General features: G+C 46.6%; 22 protein-coding genes. 2 read left to right on the top strand and 20 right to left on the bottom strand.

Going from position 1 to position 20879, the window contains the following annotated elements; translation table 11 throughout:
- Window positions 1-115: 115 nt before the first annotated feature.
- The 20 genes from MHH93_RS28225 to MHH93_RS28130 form a co-directional block, all read right to left on the bottom strand.
- Window positions 116-490, bottom strand: coding sequence for a VOC family protein (locus tag MHH93_RS28225; protein WP_500056793.1), 375 nt, complete (start codon window positions 488-490; stop codon window positions 116-118).
- Window positions 491-670: 180 nt separating this feature from the next.
- Window positions 671-1438 (bottom strand): tRNA (guanosine(37)-N1)-methyltransferase TrmD, encoded by a 768-nt coding sequence (gene trmD, locus MHH93_RS28220; protein ID WP_440388241.1) that lies wholly within the window; start codon window positions 1436-1438, stop codon window positions 671-673.
- Window position 1439: 1 nt separating this feature from the next.
- Window positions 1440-1952, bottom strand: coding sequence for a ribosome maturation factor RimM (rimM, locus tag MHH93_RS28215; protein WP_440388240.1), 513 nt, complete (start codon window positions 1950-1952; stop codon window positions 1440-1442).
- A gap of 271 nt (window positions 1953-2223) precedes the next feature.
- Window positions 2224-2454 (bottom strand): KH domain-containing protein, encoded by a 231-nt coding sequence (locus MHH93_RS28210; RefSeq protein WP_024630185.1) that lies wholly within the window; start codon window positions 2452-2454, stop codon window positions 2224-2226.
- 23 nt (window positions 2455-2477) lie between these two features.
- On the bottom strand, window positions 2478-2750 hold the full coding sequence (rpsP, locus tag MHH93_RS28205; protein WP_017689219.1) for a 30S ribosomal protein S16: 273 nt from the start codon (window positions 2748-2750) through the stop codon (window positions 2478-2480).
- A gap of 53 nt (window positions 2751-2803) precedes the next feature.
- Complete coding sequence (gene ffh / locus MHH93_RS28200) at window positions 2804-4180, bottom strand: signal recognition particle protein (protein ID WP_253433704.1); 1377 nt, start codon at window positions 4178-4180, stop codon at window positions 2804-2806.
- Between the two features lie 69 nt (window positions 4181-4249).
- Complete coding sequence (gene ylxM / locus MHH93_RS28195) at window positions 4250-4600, bottom strand: YlxM family DNA-binding protein (RefSeq protein ID WP_500056789.1); 351 nt, start codon at window positions 4598-4600, stop codon at window positions 4250-4252.
- A gap of 261 nt (window positions 4601-4861) precedes the next feature.
- A complete protein-coding gene (trhA, locus tag MHH93_RS28190) occupies window positions 4862-5509 on the bottom strand; it encodes a PAQR family membrane homeostasis protein TrhA (RefSeq protein WP_500056787.1) in 648 nt (215 codons plus the stop codon).
- A gap of 142 nt (window positions 5510-5651) precedes the next feature.
- Window positions 5652-6665, bottom strand: a complete 1014-nt coding sequence (gene ftsY, locus MHH93_RS28185) for a signal recognition particle-docking protein FtsY (RefSeq protein WP_440388237.1) — start codon at window positions 6663-6665, stop codon at window positions 5652-5654.
- Between the two features lie 108 nt (window positions 6666-6773).
- Window positions 6774-10343 carry a chromosome segregation protein SMC gene (gene smc / locus MHH93_RS28180; RefSeq protein WP_500056785.1) on the bottom strand — a complete coding sequence of 1190 codons (3570 nt, stop codon included), beginning with the start codon at window positions 10341-10343 and terminating at the stop codon, window positions 6774-6776.
- Between the two features lie 371 nt (window positions 10344-10714).
- On the bottom strand, window positions 10715-11419 hold the full coding sequence (gene rnc, locus MHH93_RS28175; RefSeq protein WP_036670338.1) for a ribonuclease III: 705 nt from the start codon (window positions 11417-11419) through the stop codon (window positions 10715-10717).
- Between the two features lie 13 nt (window positions 11420-11432).
- Window positions 11433-12671, bottom strand: a complete 1239-nt coding sequence (gene fabF / locus MHH93_RS28170; protein ID WP_500056783.1) for a beta-ketoacyl-ACP synthase II — start codon at window positions 12669-12671, stop codon at window positions 11433-11435.
- Window positions 12672-12851: 180 nt separating this feature from the next.
- Window positions 12852-13085 (bottom strand): acyl carrier protein, encoded by a 234-nt coding sequence (gene acpP, locus MHH93_RS28165; protein ID WP_024630176.1) that lies wholly within the window; start codon window positions 13083-13085, stop codon window positions 12852-12854.
- 152 nt (window positions 13086-13237) lie between these two features.
- Window positions 13238-13987, bottom strand: a complete 750-nt coding sequence (gene fabG / locus MHH93_RS28160) for a 3-oxoacyl-[acyl-carrier-protein] reductase (RefSeq protein ID WP_017689228.1) — start codon at window positions 13985-13987, stop codon at window positions 13238-13240.
- 37 nt (window positions 13988-14024) lie between these two features.
- The gene (gene fabD / locus MHH93_RS28155) at window positions 14025-14957 is read right to left on the bottom strand and encodes an ACP S-malonyltransferase (RefSeq protein WP_500056780.1); all 933 of its coding nucleotides are present in this window, start codon (window positions 14955-14957) and stop codon (window positions 14025-14027) included.
- Between the two features lie 25 nt (window positions 14958-14982).
- Window positions 14983-15972, bottom strand: coding sequence for a beta-ketoacyl-ACP synthase III (locus tag MHH93_RS28150; protein ID WP_421888473.1), 990 nt, complete (start codon window positions 15970-15972; stop codon window positions 14983-14985).
- Window positions 15973-15980: 8 nt separating this feature from the next.
- A complete protein-coding gene (plsX, locus tag MHH93_RS28145) occupies window positions 15981-16976 on the bottom strand; it encodes a phosphate acyltransferase PlsX (protein WP_017689231.1) in 996 nt (331 codons plus the stop codon).
- Window positions 16973-17521, bottom strand: a complete 549-nt coding sequence (fapR, locus tag MHH93_RS28140; RefSeq protein ID WP_062833760.1) for a transcription factor FapR — start codon at window positions 17519-17521, stop codon at window positions 16973-16975. The genes plsX and fapR overlap by 4 nt, the downstream gene beginning before the upstream one ends.
- Before the next feature lie 372 nt (window positions 17522-17893).
- The gene (gene rpmF / locus MHH93_RS28135; protein ID WP_017689233.1) at window positions 17894-18067 is read right to left on the bottom strand and encodes a 50S ribosomal protein L32; all 174 of its coding nucleotides are present in this window, start codon (window positions 18065-18067) and stop codon (window positions 17894-17896) included.
- A 65-nt stretch (window positions 18068-18132) separates the two neighbouring features.
- Window positions 18133-18639 carry a YceD family protein gene (locus MHH93_RS28130; protein WP_091031953.1) on the bottom strand — a complete coding sequence of 169 codons (507 nt, stop codon included), beginning with the start codon at window positions 18637-18639 and terminating at the stop codon, window positions 18133-18135.
- Between the two features lie 462 nt (window positions 18640-19101).
- Here MHH93_RS28130 and hmpA point away from each other — a divergent pair, with 462 nt between their 5' ends.
- On the top strand, window positions 19102-20337 hold the full coding sequence (gene hmpA, locus MHH93_RS28125) for an NO-inducible flavohemoprotein (RefSeq protein ID WP_500056776.1): 1236 nt from the start codon (window positions 19102-19104) through the stop codon (window positions 20335-20337).
- A 217-nt stretch (window positions 20338-20554) separates the two neighbouring features.
- Window positions 20555-20879, top strand: a 325-nt coding sequence (locus MHH93_RS28120; protein ID WP_500056775.1) for a nucleotidyltransferase family protein, incomplete at its 3' end; no start/stop codon positions are given.

Below are 20879 nucleotides of genomic sequence, written 5' to 3'. Positions count from 1 at the left end.
GAGTTCACCATAAAGAAATCCCCTGTTTTTTACAACCCTTTGATGTGGTCATGCAAAAATGTTCAAATCTGCAAAAAAGTATGCACGTCCAACGCATACATCTCTAACCTATGACTCATAACCACTCCATAAATTCTAGGCGATTACCGAACGGATCATTTATATAAAAGCGCCTTACACCTTCATCTACCCTAGCTTCGTCATCAACAATAGGAATATGATTATGAATCAGATGATCACGCAACTGATCCAAGTGCTGTACATGAAATGCCGGATGAGCTTTTGTAGCGGGAAAAAAATCTTTTTGTACGCCAATATGCACTTGGTGTCTGCCACACTCAAACCATACACCACCCCGTTTACTTAGGGCTTCAGGTTTAGGAATCTCCTTCCAGCCCAACACATCATTGAAAAAATGACGTGCATCTGTTTCACAACCATCTGGTGCTGCAAGCTGAATATGATCAAGACCAATCATATGGTAAGTCATTCATACACCGCCTTTAGTTTCACTAAATGAAACTTAGTTTTAAAATATATCTTCATTTTATAGAATATATCCAAGGAAATCCAGTAGTCTTTACATTATAAATAAAAAATGCCAGCCTTTGGTATCAAGGTTGGCATTTTTAAACTCTCTAATTATTATGTGCTTATAGGATAGAGCTATTTACTCTGCACTATTTTTACGATCTGAGCGTATTTTTTTCAGCCAAATGCGTTCTTTCTCCGTCAAGTCGGCCGTTTCCAACATCTCCGGTCTGCGCTCCAGCGTACGAAGCAACGACTGCTCTCTGCGCCACGCCTCAATATTCAGATGATGTCCTGACAACAGCATATCCGGTACTTTCATGCCCCTGAACTCGGGTGGACGTGTGTAGTGTGGATATTCGAGAAGTCCAGTACTGAATGAATCCGTTACGGCGCTTGTCTCATTTCCAAGCACACCAGGGATAAGACGTACGATGCTGTCAATCGCAACCATAGCAGGTAGCTCCCCACCCGTGAGTACGTAATCACCAATAGATAGCTCGTCCGTCACGAGAAATTCGCGAATTCGCTCATCGTAACCTTCATAATGTCCGCATATAAAAATCAGATGATCTTCCTGTACAAGTTCTTCTGCTTTTTTCTGTGTAAACGTCTCACCTTGCGGACACATTAAAATGATACGTGGAGGTTTCATTGTTGCCGCAGCTTCTCCACGTTGCTCCAGCACATCCTCCACAGCAGCAAAGATCGGATCTGGTTTCAGCACCATGCCTCCACCCCCACCGTAAGGAGCATCATCTACTGTATTATGTTTATTGGTCGCATAATTACGGAAGTTGGTTGCACCAAGGGACACCAGTCCCTTCGTTTGGGCTTTACCCAGAATGCTTGCTCCGAATACACCGTCAAACATCTCAGGGAATAGTGTTAATACATCCACTTTCATGTTACAGCAGCCCTTCCATCAGGTGAATCTTCACTTGCTTCTGTTCAATGTCCACATCAAGCACGACATCATCAATAACAGGAATCAGCACTTCTTTACCTGCTGGCGTTTTGACAACCCATACATCATTGGCACCAGGAGTCAGTATTTCAGAGATCGTTCCGAGCGTTTCGCCCTCTTCAGTGATGACAGTACACCCAACGATTTGATGGAAGTAGTATTCACCTTCCTCCAGTTCAGCCAGATTCTCTTTTAACACTTTAGCCATGCCGCCCTTAAACTTCTCTACTTCATTAATATTGCCATACTCTTTCAGACGAAGGATATACATATTTTTATGCAAACGTGAAGATTCTACGTTAACCATGACTGGATGATTATCTGGTGTAAAGAAAAACAACTCCGCATTTTTAGCAAATCGCACTTCCGGAAAATCGGTCAAAGGCATGATTCTCACCTCACCACGAATTCCATGCGTATTAACGATTTTACCTACATTCATAAACTCTGCCATATTTCCTCCTATAAAATTAAATCAAATTAAACAGGTACGTCGACTCTGTCACGGCCGTTCCGGCGACGGTTCGTTCTTCCGATGTAGCTTTCTTTCAGAAAGCTTTAAGGCGGGCGCTAACGCTTCTCCAGAATCGATTCCGTCCCCTGTACTGCTCCGAAGTCACTCATACCCCAAAATTTAATACATTATAATATCTAGTCTAACATATTAGTTTCAGCATGCACGAAAAGGGGCTAGGACATGCATCCTAACCCCCTTTCGTATATCTTTAAGATATGATATCAACGGTAACCCGTTTATCCATCTTAACTGCTGCTGATGTGACGACCGTACGAAGTGATTTCGCGATTCGTCCCTGTTTACCAATTACCTTCCCGACATCGTCAGGATGAACGGTTAACTCATAAACGACAAGCCGGTCTTTCTCAACCGTCCGAACCGCCACATCTTCCGGATGATCGACTAAAGCCTTAGCAATTATGCTTACTAATTCTTCCATAGATGACCCTCCGAATCAGCACTTTATTTAGATAATTTAGACTCGTGGAACTTCTTCATCACGCCCGCTTTGCTAAGCAAGTTGCGGACAGTGTCAGATGCTTGTGCACCGTTTTGAAGCCATGCCAATGCTTTATCTTCATCGATCTTAACAACAGCCGGTTGTTCAACCGGGTTGTAGTAACCGATCTCCTCGATAAAACGACCGTCACGTGGGGAACGGGAATCCGATACCACTACGCGGTAGAAAGGAGCTTTGTGAGCACCCATACGTTTCAGACGAATACGAACTGCCATTTGAAAATTCACCTCCTTCAATGAAATCTGTATATGATCCAGCTTCGCTTAAATCAACGGAAAGGAAACTTCATTCCTTTGCCCATACCTTTAAGCTGCTTCATCGCTTTATTTTTACCGCCTTTAGGTCCCATCATATCCGAGAACTGTTTCATCATGCGGCGCATCTCATCAAATTGCTTGATCAGACGGTTTACTTCAGCCAGAGATGTTCCGCTTCCGGTAGCAATACGCTTCCGACGGCTATGGTTGATCAAGTCCGGGTTGCGTTTCTCCTCGGTCGTCATTGAGTAAACGATCGCTTCGATCCGGCCCATCTGTTTATCATCAACCTTCAAGTCCTTGGCCTGTTTCATCTTGCCCATGCCGGGAATCATATCCATGATCTGATCGATTGGTCCCAGCTTTTTCACTTGATCCATCTGCTCCAGGAAATCTTCGAACGTAAATTCTGCATTACGCATCTTCCGTTCCATTTCCTTGGCTTTATCGGTATCAATGTTTAATTGTGCTTTCTCTATCAGAGATAACATATCACCCATACCGAGAATCCGTGAAGCCATACGTTCCGGGTGGAACGGCTCCAAAGCATCAAGTTTCTCTCCAAGGGAAGCAAACTTGATTGGACAACCCGTAACTGCTTTGACAGAAAGCGCAGCACCACCACGAGTATCGCCATCCAGCTTCGTCAGAACAACCCCGGTCAGATTAAGCTGCTGGTTAAAGTGTTCTGCTACGTTAACTGCATCCTGACCTGTCATGCTGTCTACCACAAGCAGTACTTCATCCGGATTCACTACGCTGTGAATCTGGCGAAGCTCTTCCATCAGCTCTTCATCAACATGCAGACGTCCAGCTGTATCGATAATAACGTAGTCATTACCATTATCTTTGGCATGTTGAAGACCTTGACGTGCGATCTCCACAGGGCTTGTCTGATCTCCCAGTGTAAATACCGGCGCTTTGATCTGCTCACCAAGTACTTGCAACTGTTTGATCGCTGCCGGACGATAAATATCTCCTGCAACAAGCAATGGTCTGCTGTTTTGCTTTTGCAGCATCTTAGCCAGTTTACCCGATGTGGTTGTTTTACCAGCACCCTGCAAACCAACCATCATCAGCACCGTAGGCGGCTTGTTTGCTTTAGCCAGTTTTGCTTGGCTTCCACCCATCAAATCCGTTAGTTCCTTGTTAACGATGTCGATGATGACCATTCCTGGCGTGAAGCTCTCCATCACTTCTTTGCCAACAGCCTTCTCTTTCACCTTGGCGATGAATTCCTTGACCACTTTGAAGTTTACATCCGCTTCGAGCAATGCCAGACGTACCTCGCGCATAGCCTCGGCTACATCTTCATCAGACACCTTGCCTTTGCCGCGCAGCTTGCTGAACACATTCTGTAATCGGGTCGTTAATCCTTCAAATGCCATGATCCCACCTCCTTAAGCTCTATTACTGTTTTTAAGACCGATACGTTCCACTCAAACGTTATGCTTTTCTCATTCGCTGAGCTGAGCAACGATATCGTGTATTTGTTTGTTGTTATCAACGGAGACGCCTGCGCGTTCCAATGCATTTTGCAAATCTTCAAGATTGCGATTAAGCCGTTCATGCTTTTCCAGCAAGCCCAGCTTGCTTTCGTAATTTTCCAGCACTTGTTCGGCACGCTTGATATGCTCATATACCGCCTGGCGGCTGATCTCAAACTCGGCTGCAATTTCACCAAGTGAAAAATCGTCATGAAAGTAATACTTTAGAAAAGTCTGCTGTTTCTCGGTAAGTAACAATTCATAAAAAGCAAACAGCAAGTTAATCCGGTTTGTCTTCTCAAGCCGGTTTTCTTGACTCACATCGGGGCACTCCCTTCGTCAAGGAAAAACACTTTACACTCTTGCAACGTTCCTAATAATACCTAAAAGAAATCAGGTTGTCAAGCAAAAATACTTGTCACAATAAAAACGGCGCTGATGATATGTTATTTTGATGTTTTACACCTGGTTCATGCCCATTTTTCGCAATATGCAAATTCTATCTCTACCTCTGCGATCACCTCTATGTAGAAGAAAAACGAATGCGTCTCAGTCCCTGGAGATGCATCCGTTTATGGTTTTCTAGCGAAGTGGTGTCAGGTACAACAGTACCATAAAGAAATGAAGAATACTGCCTGCCAACACAAAGAGATGCCAAATCGCATGGTGGTAAGGAAATCCACGCCACACATAAAAGAGCGTACCTAGTGTATACATCAGGCCTCCAGCGACCAGCAGCACAATTCCGCCTGTAGGAATGGCAGACATGAGCGGTTGCCAGGCAATAACGATGAGCCAGCCCATCGCAATATAGAAAATCGTGGACATGAATAGAAACCTTTTCGTAAAAAACGCCTTAAAAATCACACCGATTAATGCGATTCCCCAAATGATACCGAACAGGGTCCATCCAAGTGTACCGCGCACAGCAAGAAACAAAAGCGGAGTATACGATCCCGCAATAAACAAATAAATGGAAGAATGGTCGAAAATCTCAAATAAATCTTTCACTTTTCCATCTTTCCATGCATGCACGAGTGTAGAACTCGTATAAAGCAGCAGCATGGTAATTCCGTAGATCGTGAAACTGACCACATGCCAAGCCGTGCCTTTCATACTTGCAAATACAATCAATATCACCAGTGCAGCTACACTGAGTGCAGCGCCGATTCCATGTGTCACGGCATTGGCGACTTCTTCACGGCGAGAATAGGTATACGTATTGGCCATTTTCAACCGTCCTTTCTAACCCTTTAGCATTGCCTGCTTTATTCCCATTATACACGTATTGCCAGTGACATTACACGTGACACTTGTCACGTATATCACTGGCAATACGGTTAACGCTATTCATTTGTCCAATTAATAATGTCTAGGAATTAGCTTCCTCTTCTTCGACACTTTCAGCTGGCTGTTCCTGAATCAATCCGGCGAACAAGGCATGCACGAATTGCTCTGAATCAAATTGTTGCAGATCATCGATCTTCTCACCCAGTCCCACGAGCTTCACTGGCAAATCCAACTCCTGACGGATCGCAACAACGATACCCCCTTTGGCCGTTCCATCCAGTTTCGTCAGCACAAGGCCAGTTACACCGCTTTTCTCCCCGAAAAGTTTAGCCTGGTTTAAGGCATTTTGACCCGTTGTTGCATCCAATACCATCAGTACTTCATGTGGAGCTTCCGGAATCTCACGCTGAATGACACGATAAATCTTGTTAAGCTCGTCCATCAGGTTCGATTTGTTTTGCAGACGACCTGCTGTATCACAGAGGAGAACATCCGCACCCCGTTGTTTCGCTGCCTGCACCGCATCATACATAACCGCTGCCGGATCAGAACCGGATTGCTGTTTGATGACATCAACACCAGCACGTTGTCCCCATACTTCTAACTGTTCTATGGCTCCGGCACGGAATGTATCTCCGGCGGCCATGATCACTTTTTTACCTTGTTGTTTAAAACGATGTGCCAGCTTGCCAATCGTTGTTGTTTTACCTACACCGTTAACACCAACGAACAAAATGACGGTAATGCCATTCGGATTCATTTTCAATTCATTGTTCTGTTCACCGCGAAGAAGATCCGTCAGTTTCTCGGACAATACAGGCTGTAACTCAGCAGCGTCCTCAATTTTGCGTTTTTTCACCTCGACGCGCAGGTCTTCAACCAGATTCATGACCGTATTCACGCCCACGTCTGCTCCGATTAAAATCTCTTCCAGTTCTTCGTAGAACTCTTCATCGATCTTTTTGCGGCGGATTACGAGATCCGACACTTTTTCCACTAACCCTTTACGTGTCTTTTCCAATCCATCCTTGAACTGCTTGGTAACCGACTCCGTTTTGCTTGCAATGCTGTCTCTCAGCTTTTTAAAAAAACTCATAAAGCCCCTCCATCGTGTACATAATCTAAGCACATTTGCAAAAATGCTCAATCTGAATGATTTTCAATGATTACAATGAGTTCATTGGTCTCGCAGGTTTGGGTCAGATCAGGCAATTACCGCTTCCTCATCTTCCAGTTTAACCGAAACGAGTTTGGATACTCCGCCCTCTTCCATTGTAACACCGTACAGCACATCAGCCTCTTCCATCGTACCTTTACGATGGGTAACAACGATGAACTGTGTCTGTTCGGAGAATTCACGCAAATACTGGGCAAAACGTACCACATTAGCTTCGTCTAGCGCCGCCTCTACTTCATCCAGCACGCAGAATGGTACTGGTTTGACATGCAGAATAGCAAATAACAATGCCATCGCGGTCAAAGCCCGCTCTCCACCGGATAACAGTTGCAGGTTTTGCAGTTTCTTGCCGGGTGGCTGAGCCACGATATCTATTCCCGTTTCAAGCAAACGCTCCGGGTCCATCAGAACAAGATCAGCACGTCCCCCGCCAAACAGCTTCGTAAACACGGTGCCGAACTCACGGCGGATCGCATCAAACGTGATCTTGAATCGCTTCGCCATCTCGTCTTCCATTTCCCGGATCACCTGATACAACGTTGTTTTGGCTTCCACCAAGTCATTCTTCTGCTCACTCAGGAACTCGTATCGCTCATTGACTCTCTGGAACTCCTCAATCGCTCCCAGGTTAACATCACCCAGGGCGGATATACTGCGCTTGAGCTTCTGTACCTCTGCCTGAGTATGCTCTACATCTTCCGGCACAGGATAACGCTCTTTGGCCAGTTCATAGCCCAGTTCGTATTCATCCGTCAGCTTTCGCAATATATTTTCCAGCTCAACATCCAACCGATTTACGGAAATTTCCGTCTGTCGCATCTGCTCTTCCACAGCTTTCAACTGCGTGCGCTGTTCCTTCGTTTCGCTCTCGGCAAGCTCAAGCTTTTTCGACAACTCACTTCGGGCAGCACGTTTGAAGTCCAGCTCTTGAGAAGCTTCCGCTTTTTTCAGCTTGTACTGATTCAGATCTTCAATCTGCTTGATACTCTCGGTCTGTGTTTTCTTGAGATCTGCTTCCATCGAAGCTAGTAAGGTGCGATTCTGACGAAGATCTTTGACTAGCGACTCCACTTCCCGCTCCAGACGTCGCAATTGTTCCCCATTGGAGAATCGCTCCTGATCGAGCTTGCCTTCGCGTACTTTCAATTCGGTGAGTTGGCTCTGCAATTCTTCCTTCGCGGATTCATTGGCTTTACGAGCAAACTCAGCTGCATGAATGGCGCGATGAGTCGCTTTTTCTTCCTCTTCAAGCTGCTCCAGCTTCTTCTCAGCCACGATGCGAGCCGCATCCAGCTCTTTGATCTCTTCGGTAAACCCACTCTTCTCCTGCCCGGCCACGGCAACTTGTTCAAGTACGTGACGAAGCTCATGCTCTACCTGCTTCATTTCCATCGAAGCCTGTTGTTCCGCATTTCGGGTATCGTCACCGGACTGACGAAGCTCATCCAGCTTGTCCTGACACTGCTCCAGTTGAACTTTTACATCATCCACACTGCGATGCAGCTTCACGATCTGATTTTCGGTATCCAAAATATCTTGGTCAAGCTGGTCAAGCTGCCGTTTCCGGCTAAGCAGACTCACATTTTTTTTGTGCTGGCTACCACCTGTCATGGAACCACCCGCGTTGACTACGTCACCTTCGAGTGTCACAACCCGGAACCGATACTGGCAGCGAGCCGCGATTTTATTGGCGACCTCCAGCGTTTCCGCAATAATAACATTACCTAACAGACTGCCAATGATCGCAGCATACTTGGATTCGAATTGTACGAGATCAGCACCGATCCCCACAAAACCTTCCATACCTTCGATCATGGAACGTTCAGCCGCTCCAATGGCACGAGGACGAATAACATCCAGAGGCAGGAACGTTGCACGTCCCAATTGACGTTGCTTCAGGAAAGCAATCGCCTGTCTGGATACTGATTCATTTTCCATGACCACATGTTGCAAAGATGCTCCCATCGCTGTCTCTACCGCAAGTTCGATCTTCTCGGGAACTTTAACAAGTTCAGCGACAGCTCCATGAACACCACTCAGCGTACCTTTACGTGAAGCTTTGAGGACCTCCTTGACACCCAGCATGAATCCGTCAAAATCATCCTGCATCTCTTTCATCGTATCGCGGCGGGAGACTTGAGCTTCGCGCTTCTGTTCCCATTTACGGACCGTGCCCCGACTTTCTTCGAGCAGCTTCTGCAGCGACTGGAGTCGTTCACTTTCCGTAATATAACCACCACGTAAATCACTGATTTCTTTGCCCAAACGAACAACTTTTTTCTCAATGTCCGCTTTGCGACTTTCCAGTGTCTCTTTCTGTTCTTCCCATTTGCCTGATTCCTCAGCCGCGCGATTCATTCTGCGCTCCAGCGTTTCTTTCTGCTGGTCCACATAACGAATTTCATTGCGTGTCTGAGCCATCTGATTCATCAGTTCCAGCAAGTTGCCTTTGAGGCTTTCCTCTTGCTGCTGACTAATACCGCCTGTGACACCGATGAGTTTGGCTTCTTCCTGGGACAACTGATTTCTAACTTCACTCAGTTCATGCTCAAGTTTGCCAAACTTCTCACGCAGTGCAATCAGCTCGGTTTCACGTTCGCGATGTCTCTCTTCACTAGCTGCAAGCGTTACTTTGAGTTGTTCCTGATTTGTTTGCAGATGGTGCGAGCGCTCCTTGAGCAGTTCTCCAAGCCCTTCACTTTTCTCCGTCGCTTCACTGAATTGTAATAAGGCGGATTGCAGTTGCTCTGTCTCTGTTTCCAGGATACGCAAGACATTCCGATCTTTTTCCAGCTTGGCATCATGCGTAGAGACAATCGCCGCCAGTCCAACTTCTTCCTGTTTTAGCGATTGCAGCCTTTCGTTGGCCTTACTCCAAGATGCATGAATCTGTTCAATCTGGTACACATACATGGAAATTTCCTGTGATTTGAGCTCAGAACGAAGTTCTTTATAATGAACGGCTTTCTCCGATTGTTCCTTTAGCGGTCCAATCTGATCTTCCAGTTCGGTCACCAGATCATGAATACGCAGTAAATTCTGTTCTGTCTCATCCAGCTTGCGCGCAGCATCCCGCTTGCGGGATTTATATTTAACGATACCTGAAGCTTCTTCAAAGATGCCCCTGCGATCCTCTGAACGGGTACTTAGAATCTCTTCAATTCGTCCCTGTCCAATAATTGAATAGGCTTCCTTACCAATGCCAGTATCCATAAACAACTCCGTAATATCCTTCAAGCGACAAGATTGCTTGTTAATAAAATATTCACTATCTCCGCTGCGATGTACACGACGAGTCACCGTCACTTCACCGAAATCCAATGCAAGTGCGTGATCCTCATTATCAAGCGTTAGCGACACTTCACCGAAATTAACGGCCTTCCGTGCGTCACTGCCTGCAAAAATGATATCTTCCATCTTGCCACCACGGAGCGACTTGGCACTTTGTTCCCCCAGAACCCACCGGATTCCGTCTGATATATTACTCTTGCCACTTCCGTTCGGACCTACAACAGCCGTAATGCCACGAACGAATTCCATCTCCGTTTTGTCGGCGAATGACTTGAATCCACCCAATTCAATCCGTTTTAAAAACATAGGGTTTCTCGTCACCTCCTCTTGCAAATTTCAAGTATTGCATTCAAGCGCCTAAATAAAATGAACCATTGCTATTACACATGACTACTTCGATTGCAGTACCATCCTCCGATCACCCTTATCCCCAGATTTTCTTCATCCCTTACCCAAGGGAAAAATCCGTTGATAAATGCGCACGCGTTGCTTCTTCGGATTGGTTCTGCACTCTTCGTTTTGTGTAAAATAAAGTTCAACTTATTGGGTTAACGATCAGGTAACCTTCTCCTGAACCTCTTTACAAAAAAAAGAGCAAAAAGCAGTCCGGCCAATTACTTCCGCCGGGGCGGACCCGCGGGCTGCTCTTTGCTCTTCGTTTGTCTATGCGCTATCGGTTAAGCTCCGGCTTCCGGAAGCTTCAGTCGATCAAGTGCTGCAGATGCAGCCTGTTGTTCCGCTTCCTTTTTGGAACGCCCTGTACCTCTGCCAAGCCGTTCTTGACCCATATGGACCTCCGAGACAAACTCACGTTCATGGGCAGGTCCCCGTTCCTCAACGATACGGTATTCCAAAGCTCCCATATTGTGATGCTGAGTCAGTTCCTGCAGTTCCGTTTTGTAATCACTCATTTGCAGCTTGCTACCCAATACGATTAATGGGAAGACATGCTGGTCTAGAAATGTCCGGACAGGCGCAAGCCCCTGATCCAGATACAATGCACCAATGAAAGATTCAAACACATCCGCCAGCAGAGCCGGCCGTGTCCGCCCTCCAGTTAGTTCCTCACCTTTACCAAGAAGTACATACTGACCAAAACCCAACGCTTCAGCAAATTTGACGAGGGAAGGCTCACAGACAATGGATGCCCGCAGCTTAGTTAATTCGCCTTCCGGACGGTTAGGATACAAATGATACAAGTATTCCGATACAGTCAGTTCCAGCACGGCATCGCCCAGAAACTCCAGACGCTCATTGTCCTGATGCTGACTGAATCGGTGTTCGTTTACATAAGAAGCATGGGTAAACGCTTGTTTTAAAAGCTGCCTGTTGTCAAATTTGATTTGAAGTTTATGTTGTAACTGCTTCAGATCTTCACTCAAACGAACTAGCCCCTTATGCTTCAAATTTTTTGAGAATAATGGTGGCATTGTGACCGCCGAATCCAAATGAATTGGACATGGCAATATTAACTTTAGTTTGACGTGGAACATTTGGAACATAATCCAGATCACATTCCGGGTCCTGATTTTCCAGGTTAATCGTCGGAGCCAGTGTCTGATGTGTCAGTGACAATCCGCAGATGACCGCTTCTACACCACCAGCAGCGCCAAGCATATGGCCCGTCATGGATTTCGTGGAACTCACTGCGAGCTTGTACGCATGATCACCAAACGCCTTTTTGATCGCAAGTGTTTCGGATCTGTCGCCTACAGGAGTCGAAGTTCCGTGTGCATTAATGTAGTCCACTTCTTCAGGGTCAATACCTGCATTACGAAGTGCCATCTTCATGCAACGTGCTGCTCCATCCGGATCTGGTTCTGTCATGTGATGTGCATCACCTGTCAGACCGTAACCGATCACTTCACCATAGATGCGTGCACCGCGTTTTTGAGCATGTTCCAGGGATTCCAGAATCAGTACGCCAGCGCCTTCACCCATAACAAAACCATCACGTTCTGTATCAAATGGACGACTGGATTTCGCAGGATCATCATTACGTGTAGACATTGCACGCATCGCACAAAATCCTGCAAGACCCGTTGGTCTGATCGTTGCTTCCGCACCACCACAGATCATGGCATCTGCATCACCATTGGCAATCAGCTTGAAGGAATCTCCGATGGAGTGTGTACCTGTTGCACAAGCGGTAACCACGTTAATGTTAGGACCTTTAGCGCCAAGAGAAATGGACATTTGGCCTGAAGCCATGTTGGAGATCATCATAGGAATGAAGAATGGACTTACCCGTTTTGGACCTTTTTGCAATAATGCATTATGTTGGTCCTCCCACGTACCCAATCCACCAATACCTGATCCGATGGATACACCGAAACGCTCTGCATCAATATTCTCGTTGATTTTCAGACCACTGTCTTCAACAGCTTTGAAACCTGCTGCCACAGCGAACTGTACGAAACGATCCATTTTGCGAGCATCCTTGCGATCCATATATTCTTCCGGGTTGAAATCTTTGATCTCAGCTGCAATCTGTGTCGTGTATTCACTAACATCAAACGCCTCAATCTGAGAGATTCCGGACTTTCCTGCCATTAAACTGCCCCAGAACGTTTCCAAATCTTTCCCGAGCGATGTCATTACGCCCATTCCGGTAATTACTACTCTTTGTTTCAAACCGAGTCACCTCTATATCGACTGCATTACGCAAGTATTTTGTGGGAATAACCGCAAACAGGCATCTATACAACCAAGATCGAAAGACCTGATTGAGTAGAGCTGCTTGCGGAATGAGAAAAACCAATGAATGATGAGAAGTCCCGCCTGTTCGAAAACATGTGCGGGACTAAAATGACTTTAGGTATGAGATTGTATGTAGTTTACAACTTCACCTACGGTCGTGATTTTTTCTGCATCTTCATCAGAGATTTCCAAATCAAATTCATCTTCCAATTCCATGACCAATTCCACTACATCCAAAGAATCAGCACCCAAATCTTCTTTGAAAGATGCTTCAAGTGTAACTTCAGCTTCGTCTGCGCCCAAGCGGTCGACGACGATGCGTTTTACACGCTCCAATACATCGGACATCCGGTTCACCTCCTTCTTTGGTATTATACGAGAATCGCAGGCAAAATGCCATAGAAGACATATGCGGCTCCCGGCCGGGGAACCCGGCCTTTTTCCGGCATTTCGGATCGTCCAGCGCCTGTTCCCCGACTATTGTTCAAGTCCGGGAAGAATTACATGTACATGCCACCATCGACATGCAGCGTCTGCCCTGTCATATAAGATGAAGCCTGTGAAGCCAGGAACGTGACTACACCGGCAATTTCATCCGGCTGACCCAAACGGGACAACGGAATACCACTCAGCATACCGTCTACCAGCTCTTGGGACAACTCTTTTGTCATATCCGTCTCAATGAAACCTGGTGCAACACAGTTGACTGTGATTCCACGGGAAGCCAGTTCACGAGCAGATGCCTTCGTCAGGCCGATAACTCCAGCCTTCGCAGCAACATAGTTGGCTTGTCCAGCGTTCCCGAGCACACCTACAACCGAGGAGATATTGATAATTCTTCCCGACCGTTGTTTCATCATTGGACGTGTAACTGCCTTAAGACAGTTAAACACTCCTTTGAGATTGGTTTCAATAACCTGATCGAATTCTTCCTCTTTCATACGCATGATCAGATTATCACGGGTAATACCGGCATTATTCACCAGAATGTCAACGTTGCCCCATGCTTCAAGTGTAGCTTTGACCATTTGTTCAGCTTCATCCATCAGGCCAACATTGGCTTGAAGTGTAATCGCCTTGACTCCTTTGGCACGAATTGCTTCTGCCACTTCCTCAGCTGCCGCTTGGCTACCCGCATAATTCACGGCTACGTTCGCTCCAGCTTCTGCAAGTGCCAATGCAATACTGCGTCCAATGCCCCGGGATGCCCCGGTAACGAGTGCATTTTTTCCTTCTAATGGTTTAGACATAATCATTCCTCCTTTCCCCAAATCTAATCCATGCTAATCACTTCAACGCACTTGCCGTTGCTTCGAGCGTTTCAAGACTGTTCACATTGTACAGTTTAACGGTTTTATCTGTTTTTTTAATCAAACCGGTCAATACACTGCCAGATCCAATCTCGATGAACGTATCCACGCCTTGCTCAATAAGCCATGTCACACTGTCTTCCCATAATACAGGAGAATAGACCTGAGCTGTCAACAAATCTTGAACCTGTCCATCCTCTGCAGGTCTTGCAGTCACATTAGCGACTACAGGGACCGCTGCCGGTGAGAACGTAACAGTTTTCAGTTTCTCTTCCAGTTTCTCAGCTGCACCCTTCATCAATGAAGAGTGGAACGGGCCGCTTACTTCAAGCAGAATGGCGCGTTTGCCGCCTGCTTCTTTCACTCGTTCCGCCACAGCAGCTACGCCTTCCTTCACACCGGAAACGACGATTTGTCCTGTACAATTAATGTTCGCAAGTTCAACCGCATGACCACTCTCAGATACGTCACGGCAAAGCACCCCCAGCGCTTCCCGATCCGCACCCAACACAGCAGCCATCGCTCCTTGTCCACCCGGTACTGCCTGTTCCATATACTGACCACGCGCCCGTACAATGCTCACTGCATCAGCAAACGATAGAACGCCTGCTGCCACCAGTGCACTGTATTCTCCCAGACTGTGTCCAGCCGTATAGTCAGGCTGAATTCCTTTTTCTTTGAAAGCTTCAAGCAAGGCAATACTTGCTGTCAACAGAGCCGGTTGTGTATTTGATGTCTGTTTCAACTCGGTCTCCGGTCCTTCAAATACAAGATTGCTCAGCGAGAAACCCAACGTTTCATCTGCTGTGCGAAAAATCTCGGTTGCCGCAGGCACGGACTCATACGCGTCCTTGGCCATGCCTACAGCCTGTGATCCCTGTCCGGGAAATACAAATGCTATTTTACCCATCTCATTCATCTCCCAGATGTATAGTTTACCAAACGAGTACCGATGCTCCCCATGTCAAACCGCCACCGAATCCAACCATCAGAACGGTATCTCCGGCTTTCATGCGACCTTCCTCTGCCGCTTCTACCAGAGCAAGTGGAATCGAAGCAGCCGATGTGTTTGCATACTTATCGACGTTGACTACAACCTTCTCTTCAGGAAGTTCAAGTCGTTGCATCGCAGATTGGATAATTCGAATATTCGCTTGGTGAGGAACAAACAGATCCACATCCGTACGCTCCATACCAGCCTTGCGTAATACCTCGATTGTAGCCGTGCCCATGACACGTACCGCAAACTTGAACACTTCACGACCGTTCATGTAGATGTAATGCTTTTTGTTTTCTACAGTCTCTGCGGAAGCAGGCAGACGGGAACCGCCACCTTCCATCTGAAGAAGACTACCGCCAGCACCTTCGGCACCGAGATCGAACGCTTTGAATCCGCGACCTTCCGGAACTTCACCAACGACTACTGCGCCTGCTCCATCTCCAAAGAGGACACATGTGTTACGGTCTGTATAATCCGTAATACGAGACAAACAGTCAGCACCAATAACAAGTGCATTGTTGTACATACCGCTTTGGATGAAGCTCGTAGCACTTGCCAAACCGTATACAAATCCGGAACAAGCTGCCGACAGATCGAATGCCGCCGCACCTTTTGCACCCAATCTGTCCTGCAAGATGCAGGCTGTCGACGGGAACGAAGAATCCGGAGTAATGGTTGCCACAATAATCAGATCAAGATCACTGCCTGTCATGCCAGCAGATTCAAGGGCTTTAATAGCCGCTTCGTAAGCCAGATCAGAAGTTGCCTGATCGGGTGCAGCGATGTGACGCTCTTTGATTCCGGTACGACTGACGATCCACTCGTCATTGGTATCGACCATTTTCTCCAGATCGCTATTTGTCAAAATTTTCTCAGGTACATATTTCCCTGTACCAATAACCCCTACTGGGCGCAAATTATTCATGTCGTCACTCACTTCCCGCTAATTTCCTTAGATATGCTCTCTACCAGCTGATTCTGTACTGCAATCCGAGCTTGGCGTACAGCATTTTTGATGGCATTGCCATCAGCAGATCCATGACTTTTCACAACCAGTCTACTCAAACCAAGGAGCGGCGCACCGCCATGCTCCGTATAATCAAGCTTCCGTTTCAACCCGCGCAGCTCAGGCATCAGCACAGCCGCAGCCAGTTTACTTTTGAGGGAAGATGAGAATTGTTCCTTAAGCAAGGCGAAAATGGCACCTGCTGTGCCTTCCAGCGACTTCAGCAGTATATTACCTGCAAAACCGTCACATACAAGCACATCACAAGCACCAGTCAACACATCACGTGCCTCCACATTACCGACAAAACGAATGGGGAGTTGTTCCAGTAAAGGATATGCATGTTTGGTTAACTCATTTCCCTTGCCTGGCTCTGTTCCTACATTGAGTAATCCCACTCGTGGGGACTCTATGCCCTGTACTTTTTGCCGGTACAAACTGCCCATTAGACCATATTGCGCAAGGTGCTCCGGTTTGGCATCCATGTTCGCTCCCAGATCCAGCGCAAGCACACCTACATCATCAATCGTTGGAATCATGGGCGCAAGCGCCGGACGTTCAATGCCTTCCATCCGACCTACAACAAGCAATCCCGCTGTCATCAGCGCTCCGGTATTGCCCGCTGAGATCATTGCGTCCGCTTCGCCCTCTTTCAGCATGCGGCCTGCGACCACCATGGAGGCATCCTTCTTGCGACGCACTGCTTTTACGGGTTCATCATCCGAACCAATAACTTCGGAAGCATGCCGGACCGTAAGATTGGCAGGTCTAACACCTGACTGACTCAAAAGAGGCTCCAGCTTGGCTTCATCGCCGATCAGGACGATCTGTGTGTCCGCCCATTCCGTAGCTGCGGCAATCGCACCTTCTACCGTTGATGCAGGTGCATTGTCGCCTCCCATTGCATCAATGACGATTTTCATTCCAAATGACCTCCTTCTCCGCTGTCTTCTCCACCTGAATGGTAGATTACAAAGTTGCCTTGAAACACCATTTCTTCACCTACATAAGTGAATACTTCCACTTTGGCTTTGCCCTTTTGACCTGGAATCGATCTCACATAAGCCTTCGCAATACATTTCTCACCCAAATGAACCGAACGGACAAAGCGAATGTCTGCTGATGCAGTCAATGCGATCTCGTCATTAATAATGGCTACAGCCAAGGAGTTGGCCTGTGCAAAGACATAGTGCCCACGTGCAATCCCTGTTCTTGAAAACACATGTTCTTCCTTAATCTCAAACAGGGAAATTCCGCTCTTGTCCAGCTGTAAATCCACAATATCACCGATAATCTCATGCAGGGGCAACGAGCGTACCTGATCATACGAGCGCTCTGCCATCAGTTTCATCCGCTCCCGAAGTTCGGGTATTCCAAGTTCCAGTCTGTCAAGACGAATCGTCTGAATACTCACCTTCAATTGCCGCGTAAGTTCCTGATCCGTCACAAATGGGTTCTCTTCTATCATTTTGGTTAACTGCTGTTGCCTCTGTCTCTTCGGTACACGTTCGATGCCTGACACCCCCCGCTGTATCGTTTACGGAACCGTCCCATCCGGCCAGTTCAACCATTCTTTCGTGTTACTTCTATAGTTGCATCCCTGGTCTCCAGGGTCGTTCTCAAACGAATTATGGTTCATCTATATGTAACGTCAAATCTTAGAACCTGGTACTAAACTATAGTATATCTCATCCCGTGTCAAAAAGAAAGACTGGCCTAACAAAAACAATCCACCCATACAGAGCATGGATTTCACGCTTGTCAACTCACTCTGCCTACACTCTCTAATCCAAAAAAAGTAGCACCTCATCGAAATGAAGTGCTACTTAATGTCCAACTATTATTGAGAGATGATCTCTCTTGCTTTGTACGTTCCGCACACTTTGCACACGTGGTGACTAAGTTTAAGTTCGCCACATTGTTCACATTTCACCATGCCCGGTACAGCCAATTTAAAGTGAGTGCGACGTTTGTCGCGACGCGTCTTGGACGTTCTCCGTTGAGGTACTGCCATTATTCCCACCTCCTTATCAAAATCAACCTTTGCAGGTAGTTGTTACGTTCGATTTTCAATCATGCTCATTTAAAAAAATCCTTGAGCCCTGCAAGCCGCGGATCGATAACCTGGTTATCACAACCGCAGTCACCTTCGTTCAGCTCATGGCCACACTTAGGGCATAACCCTTTGCATGTATCGCTGCATAGCGGTATAAACGGAAGATCCAGCAGAAAAGCTTCCTCGGCATAACCTTTCAGATCAACGCTATCCCCATCCACATAGAGCGTATCGTCGTCTTCGTGTAATTCCTCTGGCTGTTTTCCCTGCTTGAATTGCTCATGAAAATCAATATGAAAATGTTCATTGATCGGCTTAAGACAACGGGAGCACAACATGTCCACTCCTATTGTCAGCTTGCCATGAACATCCACAACGTCACCTTCTCTGAATTCTGCAGATAAATCCGCAGTCAGGGGGGTAACGGCTGTGATATCTTGTCGGTTAGAAACCAGTTCCTTGATATCCCATTGTTCATTAAACTTCAGGGGACCATCACTGGTAGCCACTTTGCGAAATGGCATTAACATTTCCATCACTCCAAACGAAACCAATTTCATAATTCATGTCAAACGTATCACGACAGTTATACAGGTCAAGCCTGCTTTTGTAAAGCAATAAATCCTGACTGTATGTATTCTGACGTTTCATCGTTAAAAGTATTATGAAATTGACTTAACAAACAAAAATCATTATACCGATTTTTCAAGACGTTTGTCAACACTTTTAACTTTACACCCTTTTTCAAAACATGGACCACACAGCCGTTTACTCCATCTGATCTATTATAGACTCACTTCAAGATAAACTACAAGTCGTCATTTCAGTTACAGTTCATTGCAAACACAGGTCACATTTCGTTAACGTTTAGTGTGATCTATATCACACAGACCCTCTTGCCCTCTACCTATACTTGCTATAAAACGAAGCACGATAAGCTCTACAACCGTTTATTATCCAATCATTTCATATCCACTCGGGAGGGAAAATGTATGTTAAGCGAGCACACCATTAAAGTCATTAAATCTACAGTCCCCGTTCTTGAAGTCCACGGCGAAGCGATTACACGCCATTTCTATGAAACGATGTTTACAGCACATCCGGAACTGCTAAATATTTTTAATCATGCAAATCAGAAGCAGGGACGGCAGCAAGCAGCCCTTGCCAATATGGTATACACCGCTGCCCTGCATATCGATAATCTGCCTTCCATCCTGCCTGCCGTTCGACAAGTTGCACATAAACATCGCAGCCTAGGTATCGTTCCGGAGCAATATGCGATTGTCGGTACCTATCTGCTACAAGCGATCAAAGATGTCCTTGGAGACGCGGCAACGGATGAAATTATGACCGCATGGGGTGAGGCCTATAATGTCATTGCAGGCGCCTTTATCGGAATTGAACAGGACATGTATGCGCAAGCGGAAAACCAGACAGGTGGCTGGGAAGGATTTCGTACCTTCAAGGTCGCCAAGAAAGTGCAGGAAAGTGAAGTCATCACGTCCTTTTACCTCGTTCCAGACGATGGTCAACCCATTGCAGGTTATGAACCGGGACAATACATCAGTATCAAAATCAAACCAGAGGCACAGTCATTTACCCAGATTCGTCAGTATAGCCTTTCAGATAGCCCGGGTAAACCCTACTACCGCATTTCCGTTAAACGGGAACTGGGTGGATTAGAACGTCCTGATGGAGTCATATCCACATATCTTCACGATCACATTGAAGAAGGCAGTCAAGTGGAACTATCCGCTCCTGCCGGCGACTTCACGCTGAATACAGACGATAAACGTCCTGTTGTTCTCCTGAGTGGCGGTGTCGGTCTAACACCCATGATCAGTATGTTAAATACGCTGGTTACCTTGAACGAAAATCGCAAAATTACATTTTTGCATGCAAGTCCAAATGGTCAATCTCACGCGTTCCGTGATAATGTGAACAGTCTGGCCGAACGTAATCAGGGTGTTAAAGCTTATTATTGTTATACTCAACCTGCTGTTTCTGATCGTGAAAATGAGTATTTTCATAAGGAAGGTTATATGGATGCGGTCTGGCTTCGCCAAGTGATTGATGAACTGGATGCCACCTATTATCTGTGCGGACCCGTTTCGTTCATGCGATCAGTGTATACGGAGCTTCAGGCGCTTGGTGTTGCAGCAGACAACATTCATTATGAATTTTTTGGGCCGAAAGCTAGTCTTTCTCCCGCGCCGGAGAGTGTCTAGGTGTTCTGAATTATTAAGATGAAGAAGCCGTTCTCCGATGATCGAAAATGTGTAATATGCAATAGATTTGCAAGCACAGTCTGATATCTATTGATGTCAGATTTGTGCTTTTTCTTGTCTGAATGGGTGCATGATTTGATCTAATACATGACATCCCCTATGATGGAATGGATGTTATACATATTCGGTTATTCAATCGAAAGGAGTACTTCTAATCATGAGAGCCGTAGGCGTCATTGTTGAATATAATCCCTTGCACAATGGGCATGTCTATCATTTGCAGGAAGCTCGGCGGCTAAGCGGCGCAGACGCCGTTGTTGCGGTCATGAGCGGCCCTTTTCTCCAACGCGGAGAACCCGCCATCGTGGGTAAAAGGGCTCGCACCGAGATGGCTCTGCACGCAGGAGCGGATCTCGTGCTTGAACTGCCGGTGGCTTATGCTGTGCAACCGGCGGAGTGGTTTGCCTTCGGTGCGGTATCGCTGCTGCACCGCACCGGCGTTGTGGACTCGCTCTGCTTCGGCAGCGAGTCCGGCGACCTGG

The organism is Priestia sp. FSL H7-0729, assembly GCF_038005685.1.
Lineage (GTDB): Bacteria > Bacillota > Bacilli > Paenibacillales > Paenibacillaceae > Paenibacillus.
The sequence above is the reverse complement of the archived record's forward strand: the minus strand, read 5'-3'. Positions and strand labels throughout refer to the sequence as shown.